This window comes from Ruegeria sp. CK1 (assembly GCF_056536545.1).
The window spans coordinates 182,390-207,043 of the sequence record NZ_JBQFPX010000002.1; the positions used below are offsets into that span (position 1 = coordinate 182,390).

Consider the following 24,654-nt stretch of genomic DNA (forward strand, 5'->3'; position numbering starts at 1 on the left):
ATCGATCCTATTGCCTTTTCCCGATCAAATTCATCGGGCTTAGGCGGGGATAGCAACCCCGCCCATCCGGCGCAAGAGATCAGCAGCAGCCACCCGAGGCAGCCTCTCCGCTCGCTTCAAACGGGCTTTCACCGCCGCAACCTTCGAAGATACCGTAGTGGTTCTGGAAATCGCCGATAAATTCGAAGTGCCGCGCAAAACGGGTGTCTTTCAGCATCATCCAAGTGTTACCGCAGACTGGAAAGACTTTGTCGGTTTCAATTGCGTGGTGATCATCCAATTCAAACAAATACGGTGCATTGGGAACAGTTCCTTTGTAGATCACGGCTTGGCCATAATCCTCACAAGACGGTTCCAATTCGGGCAGTTTGAAAAGACGATATGTAGCCGAGAGGAATTTCAGCGGCGCAACGCGTTCCTCTAGCACTGGGTTTTCGATAGTTAGTGGGCGATGTGTGACCCGACGCGGATCTCCAAAACCTGTCCTGCGTGACATCGACAGGAAGTCGTTCCAGTAGAGAGCACCCGAGAGGCACTCGCCGTACAACACTTCGTCGTCTGCCATTTCCTGTGGTACACGACGATCTGCATAAACATCCGAGAAATACATCTCGCCACCATTTTTCAGTAGGCGATGTGCGCCCCGCAAAACGGCCTTTTTGTCTGTGGCTAAATTGATCACACAGTTCGAGACAATGATGTCGAAAGAGCCGGCTTCGAGATCCAGTTCGTCCAGCTTTTCAATATACCCTTGGTGGAACTCTACATTGCTGGCTGCGTAACCAAAAGCATCAGCGTGGTAATCACGATGGGCGCGAGCAACGTCCAATTGTTCAGACGTCATATCGACCCCCACAACCCTACCCTTTTCACCCACCATCGCTGACAAGGCATAAACATCACGACCGGCGCCGCAACCCAGATCCAGAATGCTCATACCTTCAAGGTCCAAGGGCGCAATCAGGCCGCAACCGTAGTAACGGGCCAGCACTTCGTCATGCAGCTTGGAAAGGATAAGCTTCAAATGATCCGGCATGTCGTCTGGTGTACAGCACGCGTTTGTTTGCAAATCCGAACTGCTCTGAAGCACTTCACCATAGTAATTCTGCACAGTCTCATGCTTCATTGCCGCTATCCTTTTCCCTTTGACTGAAAAGCAGCTAAGGCAGCGCCATCTTCTGTTCAATGCCGCTGGTAGGTATCTAACAGAAGCGTGAGAGATTATGCCAACAGATCGAAATCTACAGCGGCACGGACGCGCCCGTTCACTTGGATTTCTAATCTATGAACGCCGGGAACCAACTTGAACGTCGTCGCATTACCCTTGAGTTTGTGCTTCTTCGTCAGATTCAGAGTGCCATCGCGTAGCGTCGCTTGTTTCAGCTTGTGAACTTTGGCTGAAGTTTTCCCGCCAGGTCTTTGAAAATGAATGATATAATCAACAATAACAGGGTGATCGTCCTTGCCGTTAAGATTGACATCAAACTCAAGCGCCTTACCGATCTGCGCATCGCCATTCACACGAACAGACGCTGCAATCTCTGCATCTGGATCAAATCCCAGCATTTTCATAGCGCCCGGATGTCCTGCCTTCACCAACCCCCGCAAGGTATGAGAGGTCATCCATTGCAGTTCATCAGCGTCCTGCTTCTTCGCTGATGCCCATTTTTGCAAACGTCCCAGCACAAGTTCGGGATCTTTCTTGGTGATGTCATTCAAATGGTTCGCCACGGATCGCGTGACATAGCGTGTCGGATCGCTGTGAAGTCGGTCCAACAACGGCAATGCATCAGTCAAGTTCAGCCCAACAGCCTGCCCCCAAGGCAATCGCGGTCGCGTGCCTTCGCTGACCAAGCGGCGCACGTGATAGCTCTTGTGCGCGCACCATTGTTCCATCCGCGCCAAAACATGATCAGGATAGCGGTTAAGAAATGGTCGGATGGCCCATTCCATCGAGAACCGCTGTGTCAGCTCTGCAAACACATCCATTGCCAAATCGGGATGGTTTATGCCAACCGCCGCAACCCAATCACCCAGAGGCGCAAAGATAAAGTCGCCGAAATCATCATCCGATTTCGTCGGGTCCAGCGGCGGCGGCAATGCCCGCAGAAGATTGGGTGCTATGTCAGGCAGTTCACCGGGCATGGCCTCTTGAAGGCATTTCGCAATCCAAGCCATGCGCTCTTTCAACTCAAGGTCCAATAGACGCGACATGACCTGAGTCTGGAATGCATTCGTATCAAACGACGCATCAGCCTCGGCGAATAACCCGGCCAAGTACTGAGTCTTTTCCGCGTTGAACAATTGATCCTTGAGTGAAAACCCCTGTGACATGGCTACATCGTCAGGTTTGTCGCACCACCATCCAGCAGGATGTTCTGGCCAACAATAAAACCGGCATGTTGCGAACACAGAAACGCGCAGGCTGCCCCGAATTCCTGCCGTGTACCGTAGCGACGCGCCGGGATCGTCGCAGACCGTTCCGTGCGCGCATCATCCAACGAAACGCCTTTTTGCTCGGAAACGACGGTGTCCAGCGACAGCGCACGGTCGGTATCGTGAATTCCCGGCAGCAGATTGTTGATGTTCACCCCATATGGCGCCACTTGCCTTGAGGTTCCGGCCACGTATCCGGTCAGACCAGTACGCGCGGCATTGGACAATCCCAAAGCCGCAATCGGCGCGCGTACGGATTGCGAGGTGATATTCACCACCCGTCCCCAGCCCTTGTCGATCATCCCGGGCAGCAACGCCTTCATGAAGGCAATCGGCGTCAGCATGTTGGCGTCCAGAGCTTTGATGAAATCCTCACGATCCCAATCCGACCAAAGTCCGGGCGGTGGACCACCAGCGTTTGTCACCAGAATATCAACGCCTTGTACAGCGTCGATCACCTGCGCTTGATTTTTCGACTCGGTAACGTCGCAGGATATGGTCTGCACGGACACCCCATAATCAGCACGCAACCGGGCGGCTTCTAATTCCAACACTTCGGCCCCGCGCGCGTTCATCACCAGATCAACGCCAGCTTCGGCCAACGCCTCGGCGCAACCTAGCCCCAGCCCCTTGCTGCTGGCACAGACCAAAGCGCGTTTTCCCCGAATTCCCAGATCCATTCGATCTTCTCCATCTGTTGTCGCCCGCATGTCTAGCATCGGCCAGACGGAGAAGACCAGATTTCAAAACGTTTCAGTAGAAGAACTCTTCACGAACGATTTTTCCATTTGCCACGTGATAGATACCCACCTCGCGCATATCAAACTCTTCGCCGGTTTCCTTGACCTTGCCCTGCACTTCAAAGATCACAGCAAAGCGGTCATCGCCATGCGGGAGCGGGTCACTGACGGATGCCCCCGTCACTTCATGCGCACCTTCCCACCATTCGTGCTTGCCGCGGATAGCATCGATTCCGTGTGTTTCACGGCCCATATCCATGAAATCCTGGGCTTCGACCGAAACCGCATCCGGCGCATAGAGTTTTTCAAGATTTTCCTTGGCGCGATCCTCACGGCACCCAGCCACCAGTTCGTCAGCAATTTCTTTTAAATTCATTGATCCTCTCCATTATTTGTTCACTATATGTTCTTATTGCCATGGACATACGATTCTGAAAACCCCCTTTGCCTTGCTTCGGCAAGATTCCCCGCCTATACGCGCGTCATGCTTGATACCTCGAACCAACCCACCCTGCCGCCCGAGATCGCGCGGCGCCGGACATTCGCCATCATCTCGCACCCGGATGCGGGCAAGACGACGCTGACTGAAAAGTTCCTGCTGTACGGTGGCGCGATTCAGATGGCCGGTCAGGTACGTGCCAAGGGTGAGGCACGGCGCACACGATCGGACTTTATGCAGATGGAGAAAGATCGGGGCATTTCTGTTTCAGCCTCGGCCATGTCGTTCGACTACCGCGATTTCCGTTTCAATCTGGTGGATACGCCCGGTCACAGCGATTTTTCGGAAGATACATATCGCACGCTGACTGCTGTGGACGCCGCCGTCATGGTGATCGATGGCGCAAAAGGTGTTGAAAGCCAGACGCAGAAACTGTTCGAGGTGTGCCGCCTGCGCGATCTGCCGATCCTGACCTTCTGTAACAAGATGGACCGCGAAAGCCGCGATACGTTCGAAATCATCGACGAAATTCAGGAAATGTTGGCCATCGACGTTACGCCCGCTGCGTGGCCGATTGGTGTGGGCCGCGATTTCATCGGCTGTTATGACATGCTACGCGACCGGCTGGAGCTTATGGACCGCGCCGACCGCAACAAAGTTGCGGAAAGCATCAAGATCGACGGGCTGGACGACCCCAAACTGGCCGAACACGTGCCTGAACATCTTCTGGACAAGCTGCTGGAAGAGGTTGAGATGGCGCGCGAACTGCTGCCGGCGCTCGACCCGCAGGCGGTGCTTGAGGGGCATATGACCCCGATTTGGTTCGGCTCGGCGATCAACTCGTTCGGCGTGAAAGAGCTGATGGAAGGCATCGGCGACTATGGTCCGCAACCGCAGGTTCAATCCGCTGAACCGCGTCAGATCGCACCTGACGAGAAAAAGGTCGCCGGGTTTGTCTTCAAGGTGCAGGCGAACATGGACCCCAAGCACCGCGACCGGGTGGCGTTTGTCCGCATGGCCTCGGGCCATTTCAAACGTGGCATGAAGCTGACCCATGTCCGGTCGAAAAAGCCGATGGCGATTTCAAACCCGGTTTTATTCCTCGCATCTGACCGTGAACTGGCTGAAGAGGCCTGGGCCGGCGACATCATCGGCATCCCCAACCACGGCCAACTGCGCATCGGCGATACCCTGACCGAGGGCGAAGCGCTACGTGTGACTGGCATCCCTTCGTTCGCGCCGGAACTGCTGCAAGGTGTCCGCGCGGGCGATCCTATGAAAGCCAAGCATCTGGAAAAAGCGCTTATGCAGTTTGCTGAAGAAGGCGCGGCCAAGGTGTTCAAACCCTCAATCGGGTCGGGCTTTATCGTGGGCGTGGTCGGCGCGCTGCAATTCGAAGTGCTCGCCAGCCGGATTGAGATGGAATACGGCCTGCCCGTGCGATTTGAGGCGTCTCAGTTCACCTCGGCCCGTTGGGTCAGCGGTGACAAGGCCGAGGTCGACAAATTCGTCAACGCCAACAAGCAGCACATCGCACATGACCATGACGGCGACATCGTCTACCTAACGCGCCTGCAATGGGATATTGACCGGGTCGTGCGTGACTACCCTGAACTGACCTTGACAGCGACCAAGGAAATGATGACGTGATCGGAGCATATGGCAACTAAAGCTCCGACCTGGGGCATCGTCTCAACCGTCCGGGGATCTGCCCCGGACATTCTGCGATTTGTGGCCTATCACCTCGATCTTGGGGTCGACCGGATGTACATCTTTCTGGACGAGCCCAACCCATCGGCGTTCAACGCGCTGAACCAACATCCAAAAATCTCGGTTCGCATTTGCGATGATCGGTTCTGGGCCAACCGCAAGCGCGCAAAACCGGAAAAGCACCAAACCCGTCAAACTGCAAACGCCACCTTTGCCTACCGCAAGGCCAGCGAGGACTGGCTCGCCCACATTGATGTGGATGAGTTTCTTTGGCCGGACCGTTCCATAGCCCAAATACTGGCCGAGGTTTCCGACGACATCCCAAGTGCACGTGTTCGTCCAATCGAAGCGATTGCCGGTACCGATGATCTGTACAAGGCTTATATCCCTTCGGCTTCCAACCGTGACGCCATCGTTCAATCGCTCTATCCGAACTATGGGGCATTCGTGCAGGCTGGTTTTTTCAGCCATGTACAGGGTAAATTGTTCGTCCGCACTGGTCTGTCCAACGTTAGTTTCCGTATTCATACCCTGTTTCAGGACGGTGAATTCGTTCAGTGCAAGGTCGAACTTGCAGATTTCGACCTGTGCCACCGACATGCCTCTGACTGGGATCATTGGTTGACGCATTACCATTTCCGGCTCGAACATGGCTCGTATCAACCCGGAATGTCCCCCAATGTTCCGCGGGATCGTGGCGGGATGAATATGAACGAATTGCTCACCTGGATCGAAGCCGAAACGGGAATGGAAGGTCTGCGCGCATTCTTTGATGAGATCAGCGGCGCAAACCCTGACGTATTCACACGCCTGGAACAGCGAGGTTTGATCCGGCATCGACCATTGGGTCTGGACGGAAAACTGAGGAAACATTTTCCGGGAAGTGACTGAATTGTTGCGAAAAACCTGCATCCTTAGGCTACGTCAATTCGTTAAAGGGAGTTCATTTGACCCTGACCAACGTTTTTGTTATGTCCCCGTCCAAGCCGAAAATGCGCAATGCTGCGTATGGCCATCCGGGCCCGGTAAACCTCTGACGCGCGGGCCAGGTCTAGTGTCCGCATGAACCGGACATACATGACAAAGTTTAACGAACTGAACCTGAACCCGAAGGTCCTCAAAGCCATTGAGGAAGCTGGATACGAAACCCCAACCCCAATCCAGGAAGGCGCCATTCCGCCTGCTTTGGAAGGTCGCGATGTGTTGGGGATTGCTCAGACCGGCACAGGTAAGACCGCCAGCTTTACCCTGCCGATGATCACGCTGCTGGCCCGTGGGCGCGCACGCGCACGCATGCCAAGGTCGCTGGTGCTGTGCCCGACGCGCGAATTGGCCGCGCAAGTGGCCGAGAATTTCGACACCTACAGCAAGCACCTAAAACTGACCAAAGCGCTGTTGATTGGCGGTGTCAGTTTCAAGGAACAAGAAGCGCTGATCGACCGTGGCGTGGATGTTCTGATCGCCACGCCGGGACGCCTGCTGGACCATTTCGAACGCGGCAAGCTGCTTCTGACGGGCGTTCAGATCATGGTGGTGGATGAGGCCGACCGGATGTTGGATATGGGTTTTATACCCGATATCGAACGCATCTTCTCGCTGACGCCCTTCACCCGCCAGACCCTGTTCTTCTCGGCCACGATGGCGTCGGAGATCGAGCGTATCACCGACACCTTCTTGTCCGCCCCTGCACGGATTGAGGTCGCCCGTCAGGCGACGGCCTCCGAGACTATTGAACAGGGTGTGGTCATGTTTAAGGGTGGTCGCCGCGACCGCGAAGCCAGCGCTAAGCGCAAGGTTCTGCGCGCACTGATTGACGCCGAAGGCGACAAGTGCACCAACGCGATCATTTTCTGCAACCGTAAAACAGATGTGGATATCTGCACGAAATCGCTAAAGAAATATGGCTACAACGCTGCCGCCATTCATGGCGATCTGGATCAGTCTCAGCGGATGAAGACACTGGATGGCTTCCGCGATGGATCGCTTCGTTTGTTGGTGGCGTCGGACGTGGCCGCGCGCGGCTTGGACATCCCGTCTGTCAGCCATGTTTTCAACTTCGACGTTCCCGGCCATGCCGAGGATTACGTCCACCGCATTGGACGAACCGGTCGTGCCGGACGCGAAGGCAAGGCCGTCACGATCTGCTCGGGCCGCGATGAAAAAGCGTTGGATGCGATCGAGAAGCTGATACAGAAGGAAATTCCCCGACTGGACAATCCAGTCAAGGAAGAGCCCAAAGAAGACGCACCCAAGCGCGAGAAGAAAGCCAAGCCGTCGGACGAGAAAAAGAGTGACGGCAAAAAAGCCGACCGCAAAAAGGACAAAGAGTCCAAAGGCCGTGGTCATCGCAACGATTCAGGCCAAGCCGTTGTTGGAATGGGCGACCACCTGCCCAGCTTTATCGCCCTTAGCTTTGACGAGCGTCGCGCCGGCTAAATCGCCAGTACCAGCGCCAATATCGACAGCCCAAGCAACGTCATCCCGGCGATCTCGCGCCGGGTGATGGTTTCTCGGAAAAACAAGATCGAAGCGCACAAGCTTAGCAGCAATTCAATCTGCCCCAAGGCTTTCACGTATGCTGCATTCTGCAAAGTAAATGCAAAGAACCAGCAGAACGAACCGCCCAGGCTGGTCAATCCTACAAACACACTGGTGCTGCGCGTGCTCCAAACGGCGCGCAGCTCAGCCCGGTCGCGCCACAGTAACCAAAGCCCCATGCTAAGAAACTGGAACGTCACGACCACAGCCAATGTCACCAGCGCGCGAAACCATGCGTCGACGTCACCCAGCTCTAGGGACGCACCGCGATAGCTTACGGCCGAAAACGCGAATAGAACGCCAGAGCCCAGCCCAAGTCGCGACGCCCGATTGGTCAGGTGTTTCCACCAAGCCCCGTCGCTTTCGGGTGATTTCGAAAGCAACAGGACGGCAAGCAGCCCCAGAAGAATGGCACCCAACGCTCCGATTGAAACCTTATCGCCCAGCACCAGAAAGCCGACAATGGCAGTCTGAATAACCTCGGTTTTCTTAAAGGTGATACCGACTGCAAAGTTTCGCTGCTTAAACAATGCAACGACGCAGATCGTCGCCAAAATCTGAGTCGTCCCGCCAACTATCGCGTACAGCCAAAACAAACCGCTCAACGGTGGCACGCTGAGATCGCTCACCTGCAACGCCAGAACCAAGCCCAGCAAAGCCAGCGGCATCGAATAAGCAAATCGGGCAAAAGTCGCGCCTGCCGCACTCAGTTTTACAGTGCTGAGCGACTTTTGCAGCATGAACCGCACCGTTTGAAACGAAGCGGCGGCGATAGTTACAGGAATCCATAAACTCATGGGCTCCTTTTTGTCGCTAAATCAACGCTTTGGCCAGAGAGGATGCGCAACAGGATCTTTCGCTCGCCACAAATACTGCCTGAAGACATCGCTGTAAGAGCGATAAACATATGCCTCGTTGCTGGAAAGATACTGATCTTTGCCAGCACGGTAGAGGGCGGGCAACCGGTACCAAGGCGCGCCGGGGTTCATGTGATGAACAACGTGCAAATTATTGTTTAAAAATAGAAAAGCCAACAGGCCGCGATCCTCAATAATCACTGTACGCGCCGGGGCACTTTCGTGAGCACGGTGTTCCAGGAAAGTTCGGATTTTGACCAATCCAAGACCCAGATAGGCAGAAAGCACATAAGCCCATATCGGCATTGCAGATTGCATGACCAGCCACAGAACTACCGCCACACCTGGCAAATGAAGTGCCCAGGCCAACAGGATTTTCCTGTCGCCGCGCAATGCACCGCGCAGCTCGTCGCGTATAAACATGAACTGCCCGATTGCCGGACCCAACACAATCCGTCCGAACAGCGTGTTATTCGCGGATAGTAATCTTCTCTGCCATGAGCGTAGCGTGCCCCAGACCTTCGGGTCCAAATAGTTCGACTCAGGGTCATCATAGGGGTCGGTTAGTGTCTCGTCGCGATGGTGATCCAAGTGTAAGTCACGGAACCTTTGGTATGGAATGAACAGTGTAAGAGGCAGTGCCATAAGCGTTTCATTCAGCCACCGCGCCCGAAACGGGTGCCCGTGCAGCGCCTCATGCGTAAGAGAGGAATGTAAGGCCGCCACAAGCGCCATTGCCGGGATCGCCAACCAAAGCGGCAGCAAGAATATCACGGCAAGCCAAGCGGCATAACAAACCAATATCAGTGCGAAGGTACCCCACTCGGGCTTCCTGCGCCTAGACATTGCGACCCCATGAAATCCCGGCCCAGATACGCTCGTAAACAACGTACATCGTCAGTCCGATGGCCGTATTCACAATTGCCAGTGTCCCACCAATAGCTGCTGACCCAGTGGCGATCAGCCCAACCAGCGTCATCACAAGCAGGCCCATACCGTTCCACAGGACCGCTTTCACGACAGACCTTCGTCGTGTTTCCATTCCGTCACCCATATTATTGTTATGTCTTTAAAATTACGGGCCTCGGCATTCGTTTAAAATTCTGAATATGATTAACAAAACTCATCAAATGTGATATTTATAAACACATGCAGGATAAAATCGACAAACGAGACCGCGCAGCGCAGTTCCGCCTCCGCCTCGCCCGCGCAATGGAAGAGCGGCACGTCAGCCAGAGTGCGCTAGCTCGACATATTGGCGTCGACCGATCGACGGTGTCGCAGCTTTTAACCGACGAAGGTGCCCGTCTACCGAACGCTCATGTCGTTGGCAGCTGCGCCTCGGCCCTCGGGGTGTCGGCTGACTGGTTGCTAAGCCTTTCAGATCGACCAGAAAGCGCTGCTGAGTTGCTTGCAAGTTCTCTGACGATGACTGAAGCGCCTAGGGCGCTTGTGGATGAGCGTATCTTCGAATGGCACCAAGAAGCCGCAGGCTATAAAATCCGTTATGTTCCAGCCACTTTGCCTGACATGTTAAAGACCAGAACGGTATTGGAGTGGGAATACGCGCCGCACTTGGGCCGTACGGCGGATCAAGCTATTGGAGCGTCGGCGGACAGGTTAACTTGGATGCGAAGTGCGCAATCTGACTATGAAATTGCTATGCCGCTGTATGAATTTGACAGCTTTGCCCATGCCACCGGGTATTATGAAGGACTATGCCCCAAAATCAGACTAGAACAGATCGACCACCTGCTGGAAATTTGCGATCAACTTTATCCCCGTCTCCGTATTTATCTCTTTGATGCCAAACGGCTCTATTCAGCTCCGGTCACTATTTTTGGTCCACTGCTGTGCGTATTCTATGCAGGCAGCCACTACATGGCTTTCCGCGACCGTGACCGGATCGAGACTTTTACCCGGCATTTTGATCGCCTTGTTCGCGAAGCCGACGTGACCGCCCGCGACTTTCCCGAGCGCCTAAAGCGGCTCCGCGCAACAATTTCTGGCAACTAAGTATTCACTGCAGGCTTTCTTGTGTTATCGTCGTTCGGCGCGAAACTTCGGGTATTCCGATCATTGACGGAGGACAACAGGAATGGACGCACTACAAACCGCTCAATATGCACGGGCTCTTTATACCGCTCACGGTGATCAGGCCGAGGCTGAAGCAGCGCTGAAAATGCGCGAATCTGAAGCCGCCGGGAACGTAAAGGAAGCGAAGAACTGGCAGGCGGTTCGCCAAACCATCCGCCAGATTCGTGGGCCAAATCAGGGCTAAAACAGTCTAAATCTTCGGGTCGGGGTTCACCGTATGGCCATCCACGGCTATCACCTGACCCGACACCAACCGCGCCGCATCCGAGGCGAGGAACACGGCCATGTTGGCGATATCGTGGCCTTCAACAAATCGACCCATAGAAGTTCCCGAGGCATAGCCTGCATAAACCTGATCACGGCTCATGCCTTTGGCTGCGGCTTCACGCGCCAGCACGCCTTCCATCCTTGGACCTTCCACCGCGCCAGGACAGATCGCGTTGGCGCGAATACCATGCGGGCCCAGTTCCATTGCCAGTGTCTTCATCAACCCGATAACCGCCCACTTCGCCGACGCATAAGGTGCGCGGTATGGGTAACCATACTGGCCGGCGGTCGAAGATGTCAGGATTATACTACCGGATTGCGCTGCTTTCATCATTGGCGCTGCGTGTTTTGCTGCCAGAAATGCGCCATCCAGATTGATAGAGACGCACGAACGCCATTCTGCCAGTTCGACATCCTCAATGGCGTCCGTCGGGCCGGCAACCCCGGCATTGGCGCATAATACGTCCAGTCCACCCTCGGCCCTGATGGCCTGAAAGACGGCACTCATATCGGATTCGCTGGACACGTCAGCCCAATGGCGCGACCAATGATCCGGTGCAGACTCCAGTGCTGCTTCATCAATATCGGTGATGCACACGCTAAATTCGGCAGCATCAAACGCCTCGGCCATAGCGCGGCCCACGCCGGAAGCGCCCGCCGTGATCAGAACACGCCTTGTCATGCAGGCTTGCGGATCGCAGCACCCGCCCCTTCAGGATAAGGTAACGCGGCTTGCGCCTCGGCGATGCGTGCCATTGCGGCTTCGATGTCTGGGGACGGCGCACTGGGACGGCGCGTTTCCAGGCTGACATGCAAAAGAAAGCTTTCGCCTGTGGCCAACAGCTTGTCGCCCTCATACATGCTGTGGAAGAGGTGCAATTTCTTGCCCTGACCCAATAGCATTTGCGTGCGCACCTCTATCTTGGAACCCGCGTGGACCTCATCGATGTAGCGGATATGGTTTTCAGCAGTGAAGTAGCTACCACCGGACGAAATGTAGTCCGCGTCGCAGCCAATAACCTCCATGAACCTGTCGGTCGCAGCGGCGAAGGCTTCCAGATACCGTGCTTCGTTCATGTGACCGTTGTAGTCGGTCCAATCCAACGGCACCGCTCGGGCCAAGGTCAGGATCGGCTGGCTGAAGTCTGCCTGATCCAACGTCGGTAGCGCGCCGGGTTTCAACATCGCGTCATGTTGGTTCAAAACGGCCCCTGCACCGTAATTCTGCGCCTTCAGCGCGCGCATCATACCCACAAGGTTGTTGTCGCGAATCCGCTCCAACTCGCGGATCGAATGCATCCCCGACTGCGCATCGGATTGATCTGCGATCATGTCAACCAGCTCGTCGGTGAAGTCTGGCACATCCATCAGCTTGGTCCACGGCCATTTCAGAGCAGGCCCAAACTGCGCCATGAAATGCCGCATACCAGCCTCACCTCCGGCCACGCGGTAGGTTTCAAAAAGTCCCATCTGAGCCCAGCGGATGCCGAACCCCATGCGAATTGCTTCGTCGATTTCTTCTGTGGTGGCGATACCGTCTTTGACCAGCCAAAGAGCCTCGCGCCAGACGGCTTCCAGAAACCGGTCTGCAATGTGTGCGTCGATTTCCTTTTTGACGTGCAGAGGGAAAAAACCGACCGACTTTAGAAGTGCTTTCGCCCGTTCCACCATCTCAGGCGAGTTCTTTTCCGTCGGCACCAGTTCGATCAGCGGCAACAGGTAAACCGGGTTGAACGGATGCGTCACCACAATCTGTTCGGGGCGCAGCGCGCCTTCTTGCAGTTCGGACGGCTTGAACCCGCTGGTCGAAGAGCCGATGATCGCCGTCGGATCACAAACCTCTTGCAAACTGTTGTAAACCTTGAGCTTCAAGTCTAGCCGTTCCGGCACACTCTCTTGTATCCAGACGGCACCCGTCACCGCTTCGGCCATGTCATCGTGGAACGATAAAGCGCCCTCAGCAGGTAATGGGACATCACTAAGCCCCGGCAGCGACCGCCGCGCATTATCCAAAACCTCGCCAATCTTGCGCTCGGCTTCTGGGTCAGGATCGAAAACCCGAACGTCCCAACCGTTCAACAAAAACCGCGCAGCCCAGCCGCCACCGATTACGCCACCGCCGATGATTGCAGCGATCTTTTTCATTTTGATTACTCCTGCACCCTGCACGTTTCCGAATAGGGTATTACTTTGCGTTTTCTTTTTGGGCGACATAGGTCAATTGGCCCGTGTCATAACCGTTTTTCAGAAGAACGGTTTCAGCCCAATTCTGATCGGCCTCGGAAATTTCAGGTGTTCTTGCCAATATCCAACCGGTTGAGCCTTTCGGCGCGCCAACTACAGCAACCGAATAGTCCGGTCGAAGACCTAGAACCCAATAGTCTCCTCGCGCGAACGGAAGCCACTGCACGAAAGTCACCGAGAGCTGTCCTGGGCCCTCGACCCTAGCTTTTCCTTCGGCTTGGCGGATCGGGCCATCCAGTGTTTCTTCACGACAGGTGTTGGTGACGGAAATCTGCCCGTCATCCAACAATCCGTATTCCGCGGTAACCCCGACACAGCCTTTCTCGAAACGGTTGGGAAAACGGGCAATTTCATACCATAAACCCAGATACCGCTGGATATTCAGATCTTGCACCGTTGTCATAATGACGTTTCGATCGCGGTAAACTTTGGCGGCCACAGGCCCTGCCAAAGCCAAGAAGATGAGCGCTATAAGGCCACCGCGTATCATGCCGCTACAGGTGCTCTTTTCACCAGTCCCAGCTTCTCGCGTACCTCTTGGGGACCAATCACCCGGGCACCCATGTTTTCGATAATGGTTCCGGCGCGTTCCACCAGTTGCCAGTTCTCAGCTAAAACACCTTTGTCCAGCCACAGGTTGTCTTCCAACCCGACACGCACATTGCCACCCGCCAGCACGGACGCCCCAACATAAGCCATCTGGTTTCGACCCAATGCAAACGCGCTGAACGTCCAGTCATCGGGTACGTTGTTCACCATCGCCATGAAGGTGTTCAAATCGTCCGGTGCGCCCCACGGTACGCCCATGCAAAGCTGAACCAGTGCCGGGCTATCCAACACACCGTCCTTAACCAGTTGCTTGGCGTACCACAGGTGACCCGTGTCAAACGCTTCGATCTCGGGCTTTACACCAAGATGCGTCATCATTCGCCCCATCGCCTGCAACATGCCCGGTGTGTTCGTCATGACGTAGTCGGCCTCGGCAAAGTTCATGGTGCCGCAGTCCAAAGTACAAATCTCTGGCAAACACTCCGCCACATGCTCGACCCGCGCCGCGGCACCGATCATATCGGTTCCATCTTCGCGCAATGGCAGAGGCGCTTCCGTCGGGCCAAACACCATGTCCCCGCCCATCCCGGCAGTCAGGTTCAAAACCACGTCGACCTCGGCCTCGCGAATACGTTCGGTCACCTCGCGGTAAAGGTCCAACCGACGGCTGGGCGCGCCGGTTTCAGGGTCGCGCACGTGGCAGTGGACGACCGCTGCCCCGGCCTTGGCTGCGGCAATCGCGCTTTCTGCGATTTGCTGCGGCGAGCGCGGCACACGCGGGCTGCGATCCTGTGTCCCGCCCGAGCCAGTAACAGCACAGGTGATGAAGACTTCGCGGTTCATTTCCAGAGGCATCGTGTTTTCCCCAAGTTATACCCGGTTTTGCCGTGAGTTTTCCCCAGGCTTCTCCCCGGATTCCGATTTGCGTTACGCGCGACTCTGACGCAGCCTTGAGGAAATACTTGCCAGAATGCGAATCGAACTTGATGAAATCCGCAAAAAACATACTCCAACCGGAACATCGCGCCCTGAAAACCGCGGTGCTGGTGCTGGACGAATGCAACACGCTCAGCTTTGCATCGGCGGTTGATCCGATGCGCGCGGCCAACCGGCTGGCGGACCGCCCGGCATTCGATTGGGACTACGTGACCGCCACGGCAGAGCCGGCGATGCTGACCAGCGCACTGAAGGTTCCCGGCATCCCTTTGGCCAGGTTGCAAGGCTGCGACTTGATGATCGTCGTGGCCGGGTTCCAACTGGCCCGCCATGCCACCCCGAGCCTTTTGGCTGGCCTGCGCCGTATCGCTGGTAATGGCGCAACCATGGCAGGCATCGACGGCGGTCCTTGGTTGCTGGCTGAAGCCGGTCTTCTGGACGGTCACGCCGCGACAACGCACTGGGAAGACCTAGATAACTTCGCCGCCCGCTTCCCTGAGGTCGACGTACGCCCCGACCGATTCACTGTGTCCGAGAACCGCCTGACATCGGGCGGTGCGATCCCAGCGGTCGAGATGATGCTGCATATCATTGCCGCCCGGCACGGCGCTGGCTTTGCTGCGCGTGTTTCGGGCCTATTCCTGTACGAAGGTGCGCCCGAGCCGACAAAACCGCAAAGCCGCACTGGGGCACCGCATCGCCACACCGCCCTGACGGCAAAGGCCAACACTCTGATGGAGTCCTCGTTGGACGATCCTCTGCCGCTGGTCACTATCGCCGAAACCCTCGGCACCAGTCCTCGCACGCTCCAACAACAGTTCCGCCTGCGCTTGAACACCACACCGCAGGATCACTACCTGCAACTGCGCCTGGCCGAGGCACGTCGCCTGGTCACAGACACCGATATGTCCCTGATGGACGTAGCGTTGGCGACGGGCTTTGCCTCTCAATCCAGCTTCGCCCGCGCCTTTCGCACAGCCCACGGATTGTCGGCGCGCGATCTGAGGCAGGAACGCACCCACCCGACGCATCACTGATCAACCCCTTTTCATCGGGTTTCTACGGTGCCCGCGCGCGCAACGTATGACGCGGGCAGAGCCCCTAAAACGGCATTGGATGCGCGCGATGGGCTTGGCCGATTTCGGCCACAACTTCGTCCGATAGCCGCAAATCTTTACCGTTCAGAATATGCCTCAACTGCGACACGGAAGTTGCGCCAAAAATGGCTGACATCATGAATGGGCGAGTTCTGCACCAAGCCAGCGCCATATGCACCGGGTCCAGCTCGTGTCGCTCAGCAATCTCAAGGTATGCCTCGATAGCTTGGAATACACGCGGGCCTACCCGCCCTCCCATTTCTGCGACCAACGACATACGCGAACCTGCCGGAACTGCTCCACCCTGATACTTTCCAGTCAGAAATCCAGCTCCCAAAGGTGAAAACGCCAACAGGCCCACATCCTCATGCACGCTCAACTCGGCCATATCGGTATCGAAATGACGGCACAGCAGCGAGTATTCATTCTGCACCGAAGCGACGCGCGGTGCGCCCATCTGCTCGGCAATTCGAACCCATTGGCCCGTACCCCAAGCACTTTCATTCGACAGACCAAAAGCGCGGATATTGCCCTTGTCCACCTGTGCCTGCAAGGCTTCCAGACACTCCTGCATGTTGTCCAAAACTTCGTTGGTATTATGGCCCGAGGGCGCGTAGTTCCAGTTTTGCCGAAACATGTAACTGCCACGGTTCGGCCAGTGAAATTGGTACAGATCGATGCAGTTAGTCTGCAGCCGCCGCAACGATCCTTCAATCGCCACGGGTATAGTTTGCGCAGAGATCGGTGCACCGTCACGTGCGTGTGCGAACCCAGCCCCAGAATGCTTGGTCGCCAGAATATAGTCCCCGCGCTTCGCAGGATTGGCCGCGTTCCAGTTGCCCAAAATCTCTTCGGTGCGCCCCACGGTTTCTTTTGAAATTGGGTTCACCGGGTACATTTCAGCCGCATCGACGAAATTGATACCGCCCTCCAGCGCCATATCTATTTGGGTATGCGCGTCGGTCTCAGATGTCTGCGTACCAAAGGTCATAGTACCTAGACAAAGGTCCGACACCATAATGCCTGTGCGACCCAAAGGCTTCATTTCCATCTATCACTCTCCTAAGAATTTCTTTCAAGCCAGCGACTTATGCCTCGGCCTTTTTTTCCCACCGACCCGACTCTTCGGACCAATATTGTGCCGAACAACCCGCGCCGGTTAGGGATTTCCATTGCCCCCGCGCGTGTTGGACGGCCTGATCGTCGTTGCCATCGAACAAGATGCAAACCCGCTCAAGCGCAGTTACCTCGTCCGGGTCCACTTGCGCGCCATCCACCGCCATCACGCAGGCAGGATCGTTGGCGGCCTCAGGCCCGGTCGTCAGCAATATAGGCTGGGCTGCGTCATGCGCCCCACCAGCGCGACCGTGTGGCAGGAACCCCTCTTCCGGTCCCAACCAAAGTTTTTCATCCAGCCAGTCCATGCGTGCGGGATCGGTGCCCCGCACGGCAATCTTCCACCCCGCCTGCCGCGCTTTGTCCAGCAGCACTGGCAAGGTGTGCTCCAAAGGTTGGCGAGTTAAGTGGTAGAAATAGACAGCGCCCATCAGATTACTCGAAGTGATCCTGCACCAGACGGCTGAGTGCACGAACACCCCAGCCGGTGGCCCCTTTGGGCGCATAGGATGTTTCAGAAGATACCGAAGCCACTCCTGCAATATCCAAGTGAATCCAAGGTGTTTCTTCTTTGACAAACCGCTGCAGGAACTGCGCCGCCGTGATCGAGCCCGCCGGACGACCGCCGACATTCTTCATGTCCGCGATACGTGACTTCAGCTGCTTATCATAAGCCTCACCCAGCGGCATCCGCCATGCGCCTTCATCCTCGGCGTTGGCCGATTTCAGGAAGGCATCGCAAAAAGTGTCGTTGTTCGAGAATACGCCCGCATTCTCATGACCCAGACCGATGATAATTGCACCCGTCAGGGTCGCCAAATCAATCATGCCCACGGGTTTGAAACGTTCTTGCGCGTACCACATTACATCGCACAGAACCAAGCGGCCCTCGGCGTCGGTGTTGATGATCTCGACCGTGTCACCCTTCATCGACTTGACCACATCGCCGGGGCGCGTTGCGTTGCCCGAGGGCATATTCTCAACCAACCCAACAAGACCAACCACGTTGGCTTTGGCTTTGCGCTTGGCCAGCGCCCGCATGGTGCCCGCGACAACGCCCGCGCCGCCCATGTCCATGGTCATGTCTTCCATACCACCGGCGGGCTTCAGAGAAATACCACCTGTGTCGAAGACCACCCCTTTACCGACCAGAGCCAACGGCGCGTCGTCCTTGTCGCCGCCATGCCACTGCATCACCACAACCTTGGAAGGGCTTACCGAACCTTGCCCGACGCTCAGCAGCGTGCGCATGCCAAGTTCTTCCAGCTTGTCCTCTTCAAGAACCTCTACCTCAAGGCCCAACTTTTGCATTTCCGCCAAACGGTCGGCGAATTCCGTGGTGGTCAGAACGTTGGCTGGTTCATTTGTTAGATCGCGGGTCATCCGCACACCGTCGGCCACCGCGTATTGCGGGCCGAAAACGGCTTCGACCTCATCAGCCTTTTGGTGGCTGATGGTGACAGCACCAGACTCGTGTGTGTCTTTCGTTTTATGTGCGTCGAAGTCATAGCTGCGCAGCGCGATGCCCATCGCCAGATCCTCGGTCCGCACCTGATTGCCCGCCATGACCAGCACGTCTTTGCCAGCTGCCAGCTTTGCCAGTGCAGCGCCGGCCTTACGGGCCTCAACTGGTTCCGGACGGCGCGGCAAGATCAAGATATCCAGCGCCTCAGCCGCCATGCCGCCGGGCCACGCCAGCGAAATCACGTCACCCGTTTTCACCTTTTCGAACCGAGCGCTTTCCACCAGTCGCACAACGGCACCACGAGTCAGTCGGTTGGCCCGACGTACCGCCGGGCTCATCTTGCCGTCATCTGGAATGATTACGACCACCCGTCCCTCGGCTTGGGTCATTGCATCCACGTCAAAGGGCTGAAACCGGATCGGTACAAGACTGCTCATTGCAAACTCCTCAAAATCTGTTCCCCAAGACCTAGCCCGCGCTGCGCGGCTTGACCAGATAGCAGTTTTCCCCGCGCGCCAATTGCATTACAGTCTCGAAAAAAATCCGACCGGATCGGGGGAGAACGAATTGGCGAGACAGGGCAGGCATAAGCCGTTGCGCATTCGCGCAGGCGAAGGTTATTCTAGCCCGGAGACAGCCCGAATCCTTCAAAAATCCGCTGGGGCGGAGGCGCGCTCGTGATCCTCGACCGCTATTTCGCCCGCCGGTTTATGCAAAGCTTTCTGGTCATCGGCGGTATTTTTCTGGCCTTGCTGATTCTCATCGATCTTGTTGAACAGGCGCGCCGTTTCGATACTGACAATCTTTCGTTTGGTCGCCTGCTGCAGCTGACTCTGCTGAACACACCGGCGGCCATCAGCGAGATGCTGCCCCTGTTGGTCATCCTGTCCACAATTGCACTATTCGTAGGACTGGCGCGCAGTTCAGAATTGGTCGTCACGCGCGCCATCGGGCGGTCGGGTATCCGAGCGTTGTTCGCACCGGTTGCACTGGCACTGTTAATTGGTGTGCTGGCCGTTGTTCTGCTGAATCCAATCTCGGCCGCGACTTCGGAAGAATACCAACGATTGTCGGACACATACAAAAACAACGGTAGTTCTGCACTATCGATCACACGTGAAGGATTGTGGCTTCGCCAATGGTCGGCAGAGGGGCAATCGGTTATCCATGCCCGAGGCACCACGAATGCCGACTCGCTGGAACTGAACGGCGTCACGATTGTAACCTTCTCACCGGATGGTAAACCCAAGCAGCAAATCGTGGCCAAGCGGGCAAAGCTTTCGAACGGTTCATGGATTCTGCAGAATGCAAAAATTTGGACTGTAAACGACGGCGTGAACCCAGAGACCACCTCTGAGGTACATCAGAGTATCGAGCTTCCTACATCGCTCACCCGGCAACGCATTCTGGACACGCTTGGAAAGCAAGATTCAGTTTCAGTCTTCGATCTGCCCGAGCTAATCCGCGATCTCAGGGAAGCCGGCTTTTCCACCAAACAGTATGAAGTCTGGCTGCAGGTGCAGTTGGCACGGCCTTTCTTCTTGGTGGCAATGGTGATGATCGGAGCCGCCTTCACTATGCGACATGTACGCTTTGGTGGTACAGGCATTGCGGTTCTATCCGCTGTTCTGCTTGGTTTCGCAATCTACTTCGTTCGAAACTTTGCCCAAATCCTTGGTGAAAATGGTCAATTGCCTATTTTAGTCGCGGCTTGGGCTCCGCCCTTTGCGGCCATTCTTCTTTCGCTTGGCCTCTTGCTTCATGCGGAGGACGGATAATGAGGATCATTTACAGCCTTTTGCTCTCCGGCGCGGTTGCACTGGCAACACCTACGGGTGTCATTGCACAAAGTCAGTCGACCACGTCACAAACACAAGACACGCAGCAAGAGGATCTGCCCGCCCTTTTGGTAGCGGACCAAATTTTTATCACTCCGGAACGCGTCCTCGTAGCCGAAGGCAATGTCGAAGCTTTCCAAGGCGATATCAAACTGACAGCGGATCGCATCACTTTTGACCGCGAATCCGGCGCGCTGACGCTGGAAGGGCCAATCCGTATTGATCAGGCTGGTGATACCACAATACTAGCGGACTCTGCTGAGTTGGACGATGGCATCCAGAACGGATTGCTGATTGGCGCAAGGATGGTGTTCGACCAACAGGTGCAAATCGCCTCAGTACAAGCCACACGTGCCGGTGGAAGGTACACTCAGTTTAGTAAAGTGTCGGCGACCTCGTGCCATGTCTGCGCCAACGGAAAGCCACCTCTCTGGCAGATTCGCGCCCGCAAGGTTACGCACGATCAGCTAGAACGTCAGCTGTATTTTGAGGGTGCACAATTCCGAGTTTTGGATGTGCCCGTTTTCTATCTGCCTTACTTACGACTGCCGGACCCAACGCTGGAAAGGGCCACCGGTTTTCTGGTTCCGTCTGTGAGAACCACGTCGCAGTTGGGAACCGGGCTTCAGGTGCCCTACTTCATTAAGTTAGGAGATCATAAGGATCTGACGTTAACACCCTACGTCTCATCCAAAACTAAAACTCTCGGGCTGCGTTATCGCCAAGCGTTCAAAAACGGACGCATCCAACTGAGAGGCGCTTATACGCAGGACGATCTGCAACCAGATGAGGATCGAGGTTACTTATTTGCAAACGGCTGGTTTAATCTGCAAAACGATTTTCGGTTCACGTTTGACATTAAGACCACGTCCGACGACTCATATTTGGCCGATTACGGCCTGCCGGACTTTGACCGGCTACGCAGCGAAGTCGCACTAGAGCGTATCAAGCGCGACACAGCGTTCCGAACCAGCTTTATTCATTATAAGACACTGCGCGACAGCGAAGATCAGGATGAAATCCCCTCTCGCGTGTTCGATCTGTATTATCAAAAGCGCCTGTTCCCGAACTCAATTGGAGGCGAAGTTCGTCTGGGTTTTGATGCACACGCGCATAAACGAACCAGTGATGAAGACATCATTGGCCGCGACATCGCGCGCGCCACTTTCGATGCGGATTGGCTGCGCAGTTGGACGTTCACGTCGGGACTGCGCACCGAGGTCCAAGCTGGTGCCTCGGTTGACACGTTCAACATTCGCAATGACAGCGAATTTCCCGAAGAGGTAACTCGTACAACGCCCCGTGCAGCGCTTACTCTTCGCTACCCGATGCGCAAACGAGAAGCCTCCGGCGCGATCCAGGTTCTGGAGCCAATCGCCCAAATTGGGTGGACCCATGTATCTGACGACAATATTCCAAACGATGAGAGTACCTTTCAGGAATTCGATCAGGGTAATCTTTTATCCCTGTCCCGTTTTCCTGCACCAGATCGGCGTGAAGACGGCCTAACCGGCGTTATCGGAGTAAACTGGTCCCGTTTTGCCACCGGCAAATGGCGGGCCCTTGCAACAATTGGACAGGTATTCCGATCCGAGGCGGATCCGAACTTTAACTTGACTTCTGGCCTACAAGGCACGGTTTCTGACCTACTGCTAGCCGGACAGATTCAAACCAATAATGGCTGGACGGTTGCAGGGCGCGGCCTGTTGAACGGCGATTTCAGCTTTGCCAAGGCCGAGCTACGCGCTGGCTGGCAGCAACAAACAGCTGCCGTTACCGGGAGCTACTTATGGCAAGAACCGGATCCCGCGGAAAACCTGGAAGATGAGATTTCAGAAGTCCGGTTGACCGGACGTTACCAAGTGGATCAGAACTGGGACACCCTGGCAAGTGCCCGCTATGACCTCGCCGAGTCAGAACCAATTCGGTATGGATTGGGTGTGACGTATCGGAATGAATGTGTACAAGTTAACATGAATGTCAGCAGGCGCTTTACGTCATCATCAAGTATTGAGCCTTCGACAGAATTCGGCTTTACCGTAGCCCTGACGGGGTATTCCGTTAAAAGTGGCGGCGAACAGTACAAGAGAAGATGCAGTTGATTTCAGGTTTCACCCGTTTCCTTTGCTCCGGTTGGCTTAAGCCGGTCGCCCCCGCGCTGGTTGGCGCAATGTTGGCCACTGCGGCGCCTCAGGCCGATGCACAAAGCCTGTTCTCTCCGGCAATCAAAGTGAACCAGGATATCATCACCTGGTACGAGTTGGACCAACGTCAGCAGTTCCTTACTGCGCTGGGGGCCCCCGGCGCCTCCGAAAACGAGGTCCGTAAAGCCCTGATAGACGAGCGGTTACGCCTTCAGGCCATGCGGGAGGCGGGAATCGAGGCCGCTCCGGAAGATATTCAGGTTGGTATCGACGAATTTGCAGCGCGTGGGCAATTGTCGACAGATCAGTTCCTTCAATTGCTGGCGGATCAAGGTGTTGATCGCGAAACTGTCCGTGACTTCGTGGCCAACCAAGTTTCGTGGCGTGACTATATCAGCGCCCGTTTCCTGTCGCAGGCGCGCCCGACGGATGAACAGATAAACCGGGCCTTGGGGCAATCCGGCGGCGGTGGCTTGCAAGTGCTGTTGTCCGAAATCATCATTCCTGTCAATCAGCAGACCGTCGCACAGGCCGAGCTTTTGGCACAAGAAATCGCACAGCTTGAAGGCTATGACTCGTTTTCCGCAGCCGCCACACAATATTCTGCGGCAGCCACACGCGACAACGGCGGACGACTGGACTGGCTGAATCTGTCTAGCCTGCCCCCAGCGTTGCAACCAGTGATCTTGGGCCTGAAGAACGGGGATATCACAGACCCTTTAAGCCTGCCGAATGCTATAGCACTGTTTCAGATGCGTGGCCTGCGCGAAGTCTCGACCGGCACCACTAATTATTCCGAAATTGACTACGCGATTTACAGCATGCCGGGCGGTCGCAGCGCCGACACCTTGGCCCAAGCCGCCAAACTTAGAGAGCAGATCGACACCTGTGATGACCTCTACGGAAAGGCTAAGGGTCAACCTGCTGACGTTCTACAAAGGATTCAATCCAGCCCGTCAGAAATCCCTCGTGACATTGCTTTGGAACTTGCCAAGTTAGACATCAATGAGGTCTCTACAACGCTGACCCGCAATAACGGGCAAACTCTGCTGTTTTTGATGCTGTGCACCCGCACTCGCGATCTGGGTGAAGAAACAACCAGAACGGACATTGCCAACGCGCTTACCCAGGCGCGACTTTCGGCGTTTGCAGAAAGCCTTCTTGCACAGCTGCGAGCCGAAGCAACAATTGTCGAGCAATGAACGCTCCAATCGCGCTTAGCTGCGGCGATCCAGCCGGAATTGGCCCGGAAATTGCAGCCAAAGCGTGGTCAAATCTGCGCGGCAATTGCCCATTCTTCTATATCGGTGACGCGGCTCATTTGCCCCAGGGTACACCTGTATCGCGAATCTCACATCCATCCGAAGCAATTGGTATTTGTGAGACTGCCCTGCCGGTCCTGCAGCTGGACTTCCCTGCGCCCAATGTGCCTGGCAAACCCGATCCGGCAAATGCCCCCTGTGTGATCACAGCGATCGAACAGGGTGTCTCGCTGGTTCAAGCCGGAGCCGCATCGGCCTTATGCACAGCTCCAATCCACAAAAAGGCCCTGATCGACGGGGCTGGATTTGCCTATCCAGGCCACACCGAATATCTGGCTGCACTCGCAGGCTGCGACAAAGTCGTGATGATGCTGGCCAGCGATCAGTTGCGCGTAGTCCCGGCAACCATTCACATCGCACTATCCGAAGTGCCCTCGACCCTGACCCCTGACCTGTTGCGTGACACCATCGATATCACCGCCAAGGGCTTGCGCCAGCAATTCGACATCGCGCATCCCCGCATCGCCATAGCCGGCCTTAACCCGCATGCGGGCGAAGGCGGAAAGATGGGTCGGGAAGAGCTGGACTGGATAGCCCCCCTGATCGAAGACCTGCCCAACGTCGACTTTACTGTCACCGGCCCACATCCCGCTGACACAATGTTCCATGCTGCCGCCCGCGCCCGTTATGACGCGGCGATTGCCATGTATCATGATCAGGCCCTTATCCCGATCAAAACGCTTGATTTCGATCGGGGTGTGAACGTTACACTTGGCCTGCCTTTTATACGCACTTCGCCAGACCACGGCACAGCCTTGGATATCGCAGGCAAAGGTATCGCCACCCCAACCAGCTTGATCGAGGCACTGAAACTCGCCCAACAAATGGCGCAAAACGCTTGATCCTTTACCTGGCAGGA

Annotated in this window: 24 protein-coding genes; 10 read left to right on the forward strand and 14 right to left on the reverse strand. The window is 55.8% G+C overall.

Annotated features, from left to right (window positions below; all coding sequences use genetic code 11):
* Window positions 1-79: 79 nt before the first annotated feature.
* The 4 genes from ACR0L3_RS07450 to ACR0L3_RS07465 all read right to left on the reverse strand — a co-directional run bounded on the left by ACR0L3_RS07450 (window position 80) and on the right by ACR0L3_RS07465 (window position 3,552).
* Window positions 80-1,126 (reverse strand): methyltransferase domain-containing protein, encoded by a 1,047-nt coding sequence (locus ACR0L3_RS07450; RefSeq protein WP_480744942.1) that lies wholly within the window; start codon window positions 1,124-1,126, stop codon window positions 80-82.
* 95 nt (window positions 1,127-1,221) lie between these two features.
* Window positions 1,222-2,334, reverse strand: a complete 1,113-nt coding sequence (locus ACR0L3_RS07455) for a hypothetical protein (RefSeq protein WP_480744944.1) — start codon at window positions 2,332-2,334, stop codon at window positions 1,222-1,224.
* Between the two features lie 2 nt (window positions 2,335-2,336).
* Entirely contained in the window at window positions 2,337-3,116 is a 780-nt protein-coding gene (locus tag ACR0L3_RS07460; protein WP_480745445.1) for an SDR family oxidoreductase, read from the reverse strand.
* A 73-nt stretch (window positions 3,117-3,189) separates the two neighbouring features.
* On the reverse strand, window positions 3,190-3,552 hold the full coding sequence (locus ACR0L3_RS07465; protein ID WP_480744945.1) for a nuclear transport factor 2 family protein: 363 nt from the start codon (window positions 3,550-3,552) through the stop codon (window positions 3,190-3,192).
* Window positions 3,553-3,660: 108 nt separating this feature from the next.
* On the opposite strand from ACR0L3_RS07465, the gene ACR0L3_RS07470 reads away from it, so the two are divergent.
* The 3 genes from ACR0L3_RS07470 (at window position 3,661) to ACR0L3_RS07480 (ending at window position 7,761) form a co-directional block, all read left to right on the forward strand.
* Window positions 3,661-5,265, forward strand: a complete 1,605-nt coding sequence (locus tag ACR0L3_RS07470) for a peptide chain release factor 3 (RefSeq protein ID WP_480744946.1) — start codon at window positions 3,661-3,663, stop codon at window positions 5,263-5,265.
* 9 nt (window positions 5,266-5,274) lie between these two features.
* Complete coding sequence (locus tag ACR0L3_RS07475) at window positions 5,275-6,216, forward strand: glycosyltransferase family 2 protein (RefSeq protein WP_480744948.1); 942 nt, start codon at window positions 5,275-5,277, stop codon at window positions 6,214-6,216.
* Between the two features lie 186 nt (window positions 6,217-6,402).
* Window positions 6,403-7,761, forward strand: coding sequence for a DEAD/DEAH box helicase (locus ACR0L3_RS07480; RefSeq protein ID WP_480744949.1), 1,359 nt, complete (start codon window positions 6,403-6,405; stop codon window positions 7,759-7,761).
* Here ACR0L3_RS07480 and ACR0L3_RS07485 read toward each other — a convergent pair.
* The 3 genes from ACR0L3_RS07485 to ACR0L3_RS07495 are packed head-to-tail and all read right to left on the reverse strand — an operon-like array spanning window position 7,758 to window position 9,762.
* Window positions 7,758-8,660: an EamA family transporter gene (locus ACR0L3_RS07485; RefSeq protein WP_480744951.1), complete on the reverse strand. Its 903-nt coding sequence runs from the start codon at window positions 8,658-8,660 to the stop codon at window positions 7,758-7,760. The two genes, ACR0L3_RS07480 and ACR0L3_RS07485, sit on opposite strands and share 4 nt — an antisense overlap.
* A gap of 21 nt (window positions 8,661-8,681) precedes the next feature.
* A complete protein-coding gene (locus ACR0L3_RS07490) occupies window positions 8,682-9,566 on the reverse strand; it encodes a fatty acid desaturase (RefSeq protein ID WP_480744952.1) in 885 nt (294 codons plus the stop codon).
* Window positions 9,559-9,762: a DUF2061 domain-containing protein gene (locus ACR0L3_RS07495; protein WP_480744954.1), complete on the reverse strand. Its 204-nt coding sequence runs from the start codon at window positions 9,760-9,762 to the stop codon at window positions 9,559-9,561. Before ACR0L3_RS07495 ends, ACR0L3_RS07490 begins: the two co-directional genes overlap by 8 nt.
* Window positions 9,763-9,869: 107 nt before the next feature.
* Between ACR0L3_RS07495 and ACR0L3_RS07500 the strand changes: the two genes are divergently transcribed.
* Window positions 9,870-10,736, forward strand: a complete 867-nt coding sequence (locus ACR0L3_RS07500; RefSeq protein ID WP_480744955.1) for a helix-turn-helix domain-containing protein — start codon at window positions 9,870-9,872, stop codon at window positions 10,734-10,736.
* Between the two features lie 82 nt (window positions 10,737-10,818).
* The gene (locus ACR0L3_RS07505; protein ID WP_480744957.1) at window positions 10,819-11,001 is read left to right on the forward strand and encodes a hypothetical protein; all 183 of its coding nucleotides are present in this window, start codon (window positions 10,819-10,821) and stop codon (window positions 10,999-11,001) included.
* A 6-nt stretch (window positions 11,002-11,007) separates the two neighbouring features.
* Here the strand turns inward: ACR0L3_RS07505 and ACR0L3_RS07510 are convergent, their stop codons facing one another.
* Genes ACR0L3_RS07510 through bcoG form a run of 4 tightly spaced genes read right to left on the reverse strand, consistent with a single transcriptional unit; the run spans window position 11,008 to window position 14,732 of the window.
* Window positions 11,008-11,766, reverse strand: a complete 759-nt coding sequence (locus tag ACR0L3_RS07510) for an SDR family oxidoreductase (RefSeq protein WP_480744959.1) — start codon at window positions 11,764-11,766, stop codon at window positions 11,008-11,010.
* Window positions 11,763-13,229 (reverse strand): carnitine 3-dehydrogenase, encoded by a 1,467-nt coding sequence (locus tag ACR0L3_RS07515; protein WP_480744960.1) that lies wholly within the window; start codon window positions 13,227-13,229, stop codon window positions 11,763-11,765. Before ACR0L3_RS07515 ends, ACR0L3_RS07510 begins: the two co-directional genes overlap by 4 nt.
* Window positions 13,230-13,269: 40 nt before the next feature.
* Window positions 13,270-13,818, reverse strand: a complete 549-nt coding sequence (locus ACR0L3_RS07520; protein ID WP_480744962.1) for a lipocalin family protein — start codon at window positions 13,816-13,818, stop codon at window positions 13,270-13,272.
* Window positions 13,815-14,732: a 3-dehydrocarnitine:acetyl-CoA trimethylamine transferase BcoG gene (bcoG, locus tag ACR0L3_RS07525; RefSeq protein WP_480744964.1), complete on the reverse strand. Its 918-nt coding sequence runs from the start codon at window positions 14,730-14,732 to the stop codon at window positions 13,815-13,817. The genes ACR0L3_RS07520 and bcoG overlap by 4 nt, the downstream gene beginning before the upstream one ends.
* 131 nt (window positions 14,733-14,863) lie before the next feature.
* On the opposite strand from bcoG, the gene ACR0L3_RS07530 reads away from it, so the two are divergent.
* Window positions 14,864-15,850, forward strand: a complete 987-nt coding sequence (locus ACR0L3_RS07530; protein ID WP_480744966.1) for a GlxA family transcriptional regulator — start codon at window positions 14,864-14,866, stop codon at window positions 15,848-15,850.
* Window positions 15,851-15,914: 64 nt separating this feature from the next.
* On the opposite strand, the gene ACR0L3_RS07535 is transcribed toward ACR0L3_RS07530, so the two are convergent.
* From ACR0L3_RS07535 to ACR0L3_RS07545, 3 genes are read right to left on the reverse strand one after another with little or no spacing between them, the layout of a single operon-like run.
* Complete coding sequence (locus ACR0L3_RS07535; RefSeq protein WP_480744968.1) at window positions 15,915-16,961, reverse strand: aldo/keto reductase; 1,047 nt, start codon at window positions 16,959-16,961, stop codon at window positions 15,915-15,917.
* Between the two features lie 37 nt (window positions 16,962-16,998).
* A complete protein-coding gene (locus tag ACR0L3_RS07540; RefSeq protein ID WP_480744970.1) occupies window positions 16,999-17,457 on the reverse strand; it encodes a DNA polymerase III subunit chi in 459 nt (152 codons plus the stop codon).
* Window positions 17,458-17,461: 4 nt separating this feature from the next.
* Window positions 17,462-18,928 (reverse strand): leucyl aminopeptidase, encoded by a 1,467-nt coding sequence (locus ACR0L3_RS07545; RefSeq protein ID WP_480744972.1) that lies wholly within the window; start codon window positions 18,926-18,928, stop codon window positions 17,462-17,464.
* Window positions 18,929-19,168: 240 nt separating this feature from the next.
* On the opposite strand from ACR0L3_RS07545, the gene lptG reads away from it, so the two are divergent.
* Genes lptG through pdxA form a run of 4 tightly spaced genes read left to right on the forward strand, consistent with a single transcriptional unit; the run spans window position 19,169 to window position 24,637 of the window.
* Window positions 19,169-20,269, forward strand: coding sequence for an LPS export ABC transporter permease LptG (gene lptG, locus ACR0L3_RS07550; protein ID WP_480744974.1), 1,101 nt, complete (start codon window positions 19,169-19,171; stop codon window positions 20,267-20,269).
* Window positions 20,269-22,431 (forward strand): LPS-assembly protein LptD, encoded by a 2,163-nt coding sequence (locus ACR0L3_RS07555; RefSeq protein ID WP_480744976.1) that lies wholly within the window; start codon window positions 20,269-20,271, stop codon window positions 22,429-22,431. The genes lptG and ACR0L3_RS07555 overlap by 1 nt, the downstream gene beginning before the upstream one ends.
* Entirely contained in the window at window positions 22,422-23,675 is a 1,254-nt protein-coding gene (locus ACR0L3_RS07560; protein WP_480744978.1) for a peptidylprolyl isomerase, read from the forward strand. Before ACR0L3_RS07555 ends, ACR0L3_RS07560 begins: the two co-directional genes overlap by 10 nt.
* The gene (gene pdxA / locus ACR0L3_RS07565) at window positions 23,672-24,637 is read left to right on the forward strand and encodes a 4-hydroxythreonine-4-phosphate dehydrogenase PdxA (protein ID WP_480744980.1); all 966 of its coding nucleotides are present in this window, start codon (window positions 23,672-23,674) and stop codon (window positions 24,635-24,637) included. The genes ACR0L3_RS07560 and pdxA overlap by 4 nt, the downstream gene beginning before the upstream one ends.
* The last annotated feature ends 17 nt before the right edge of the window (window positions 24,638-24,654 follow it).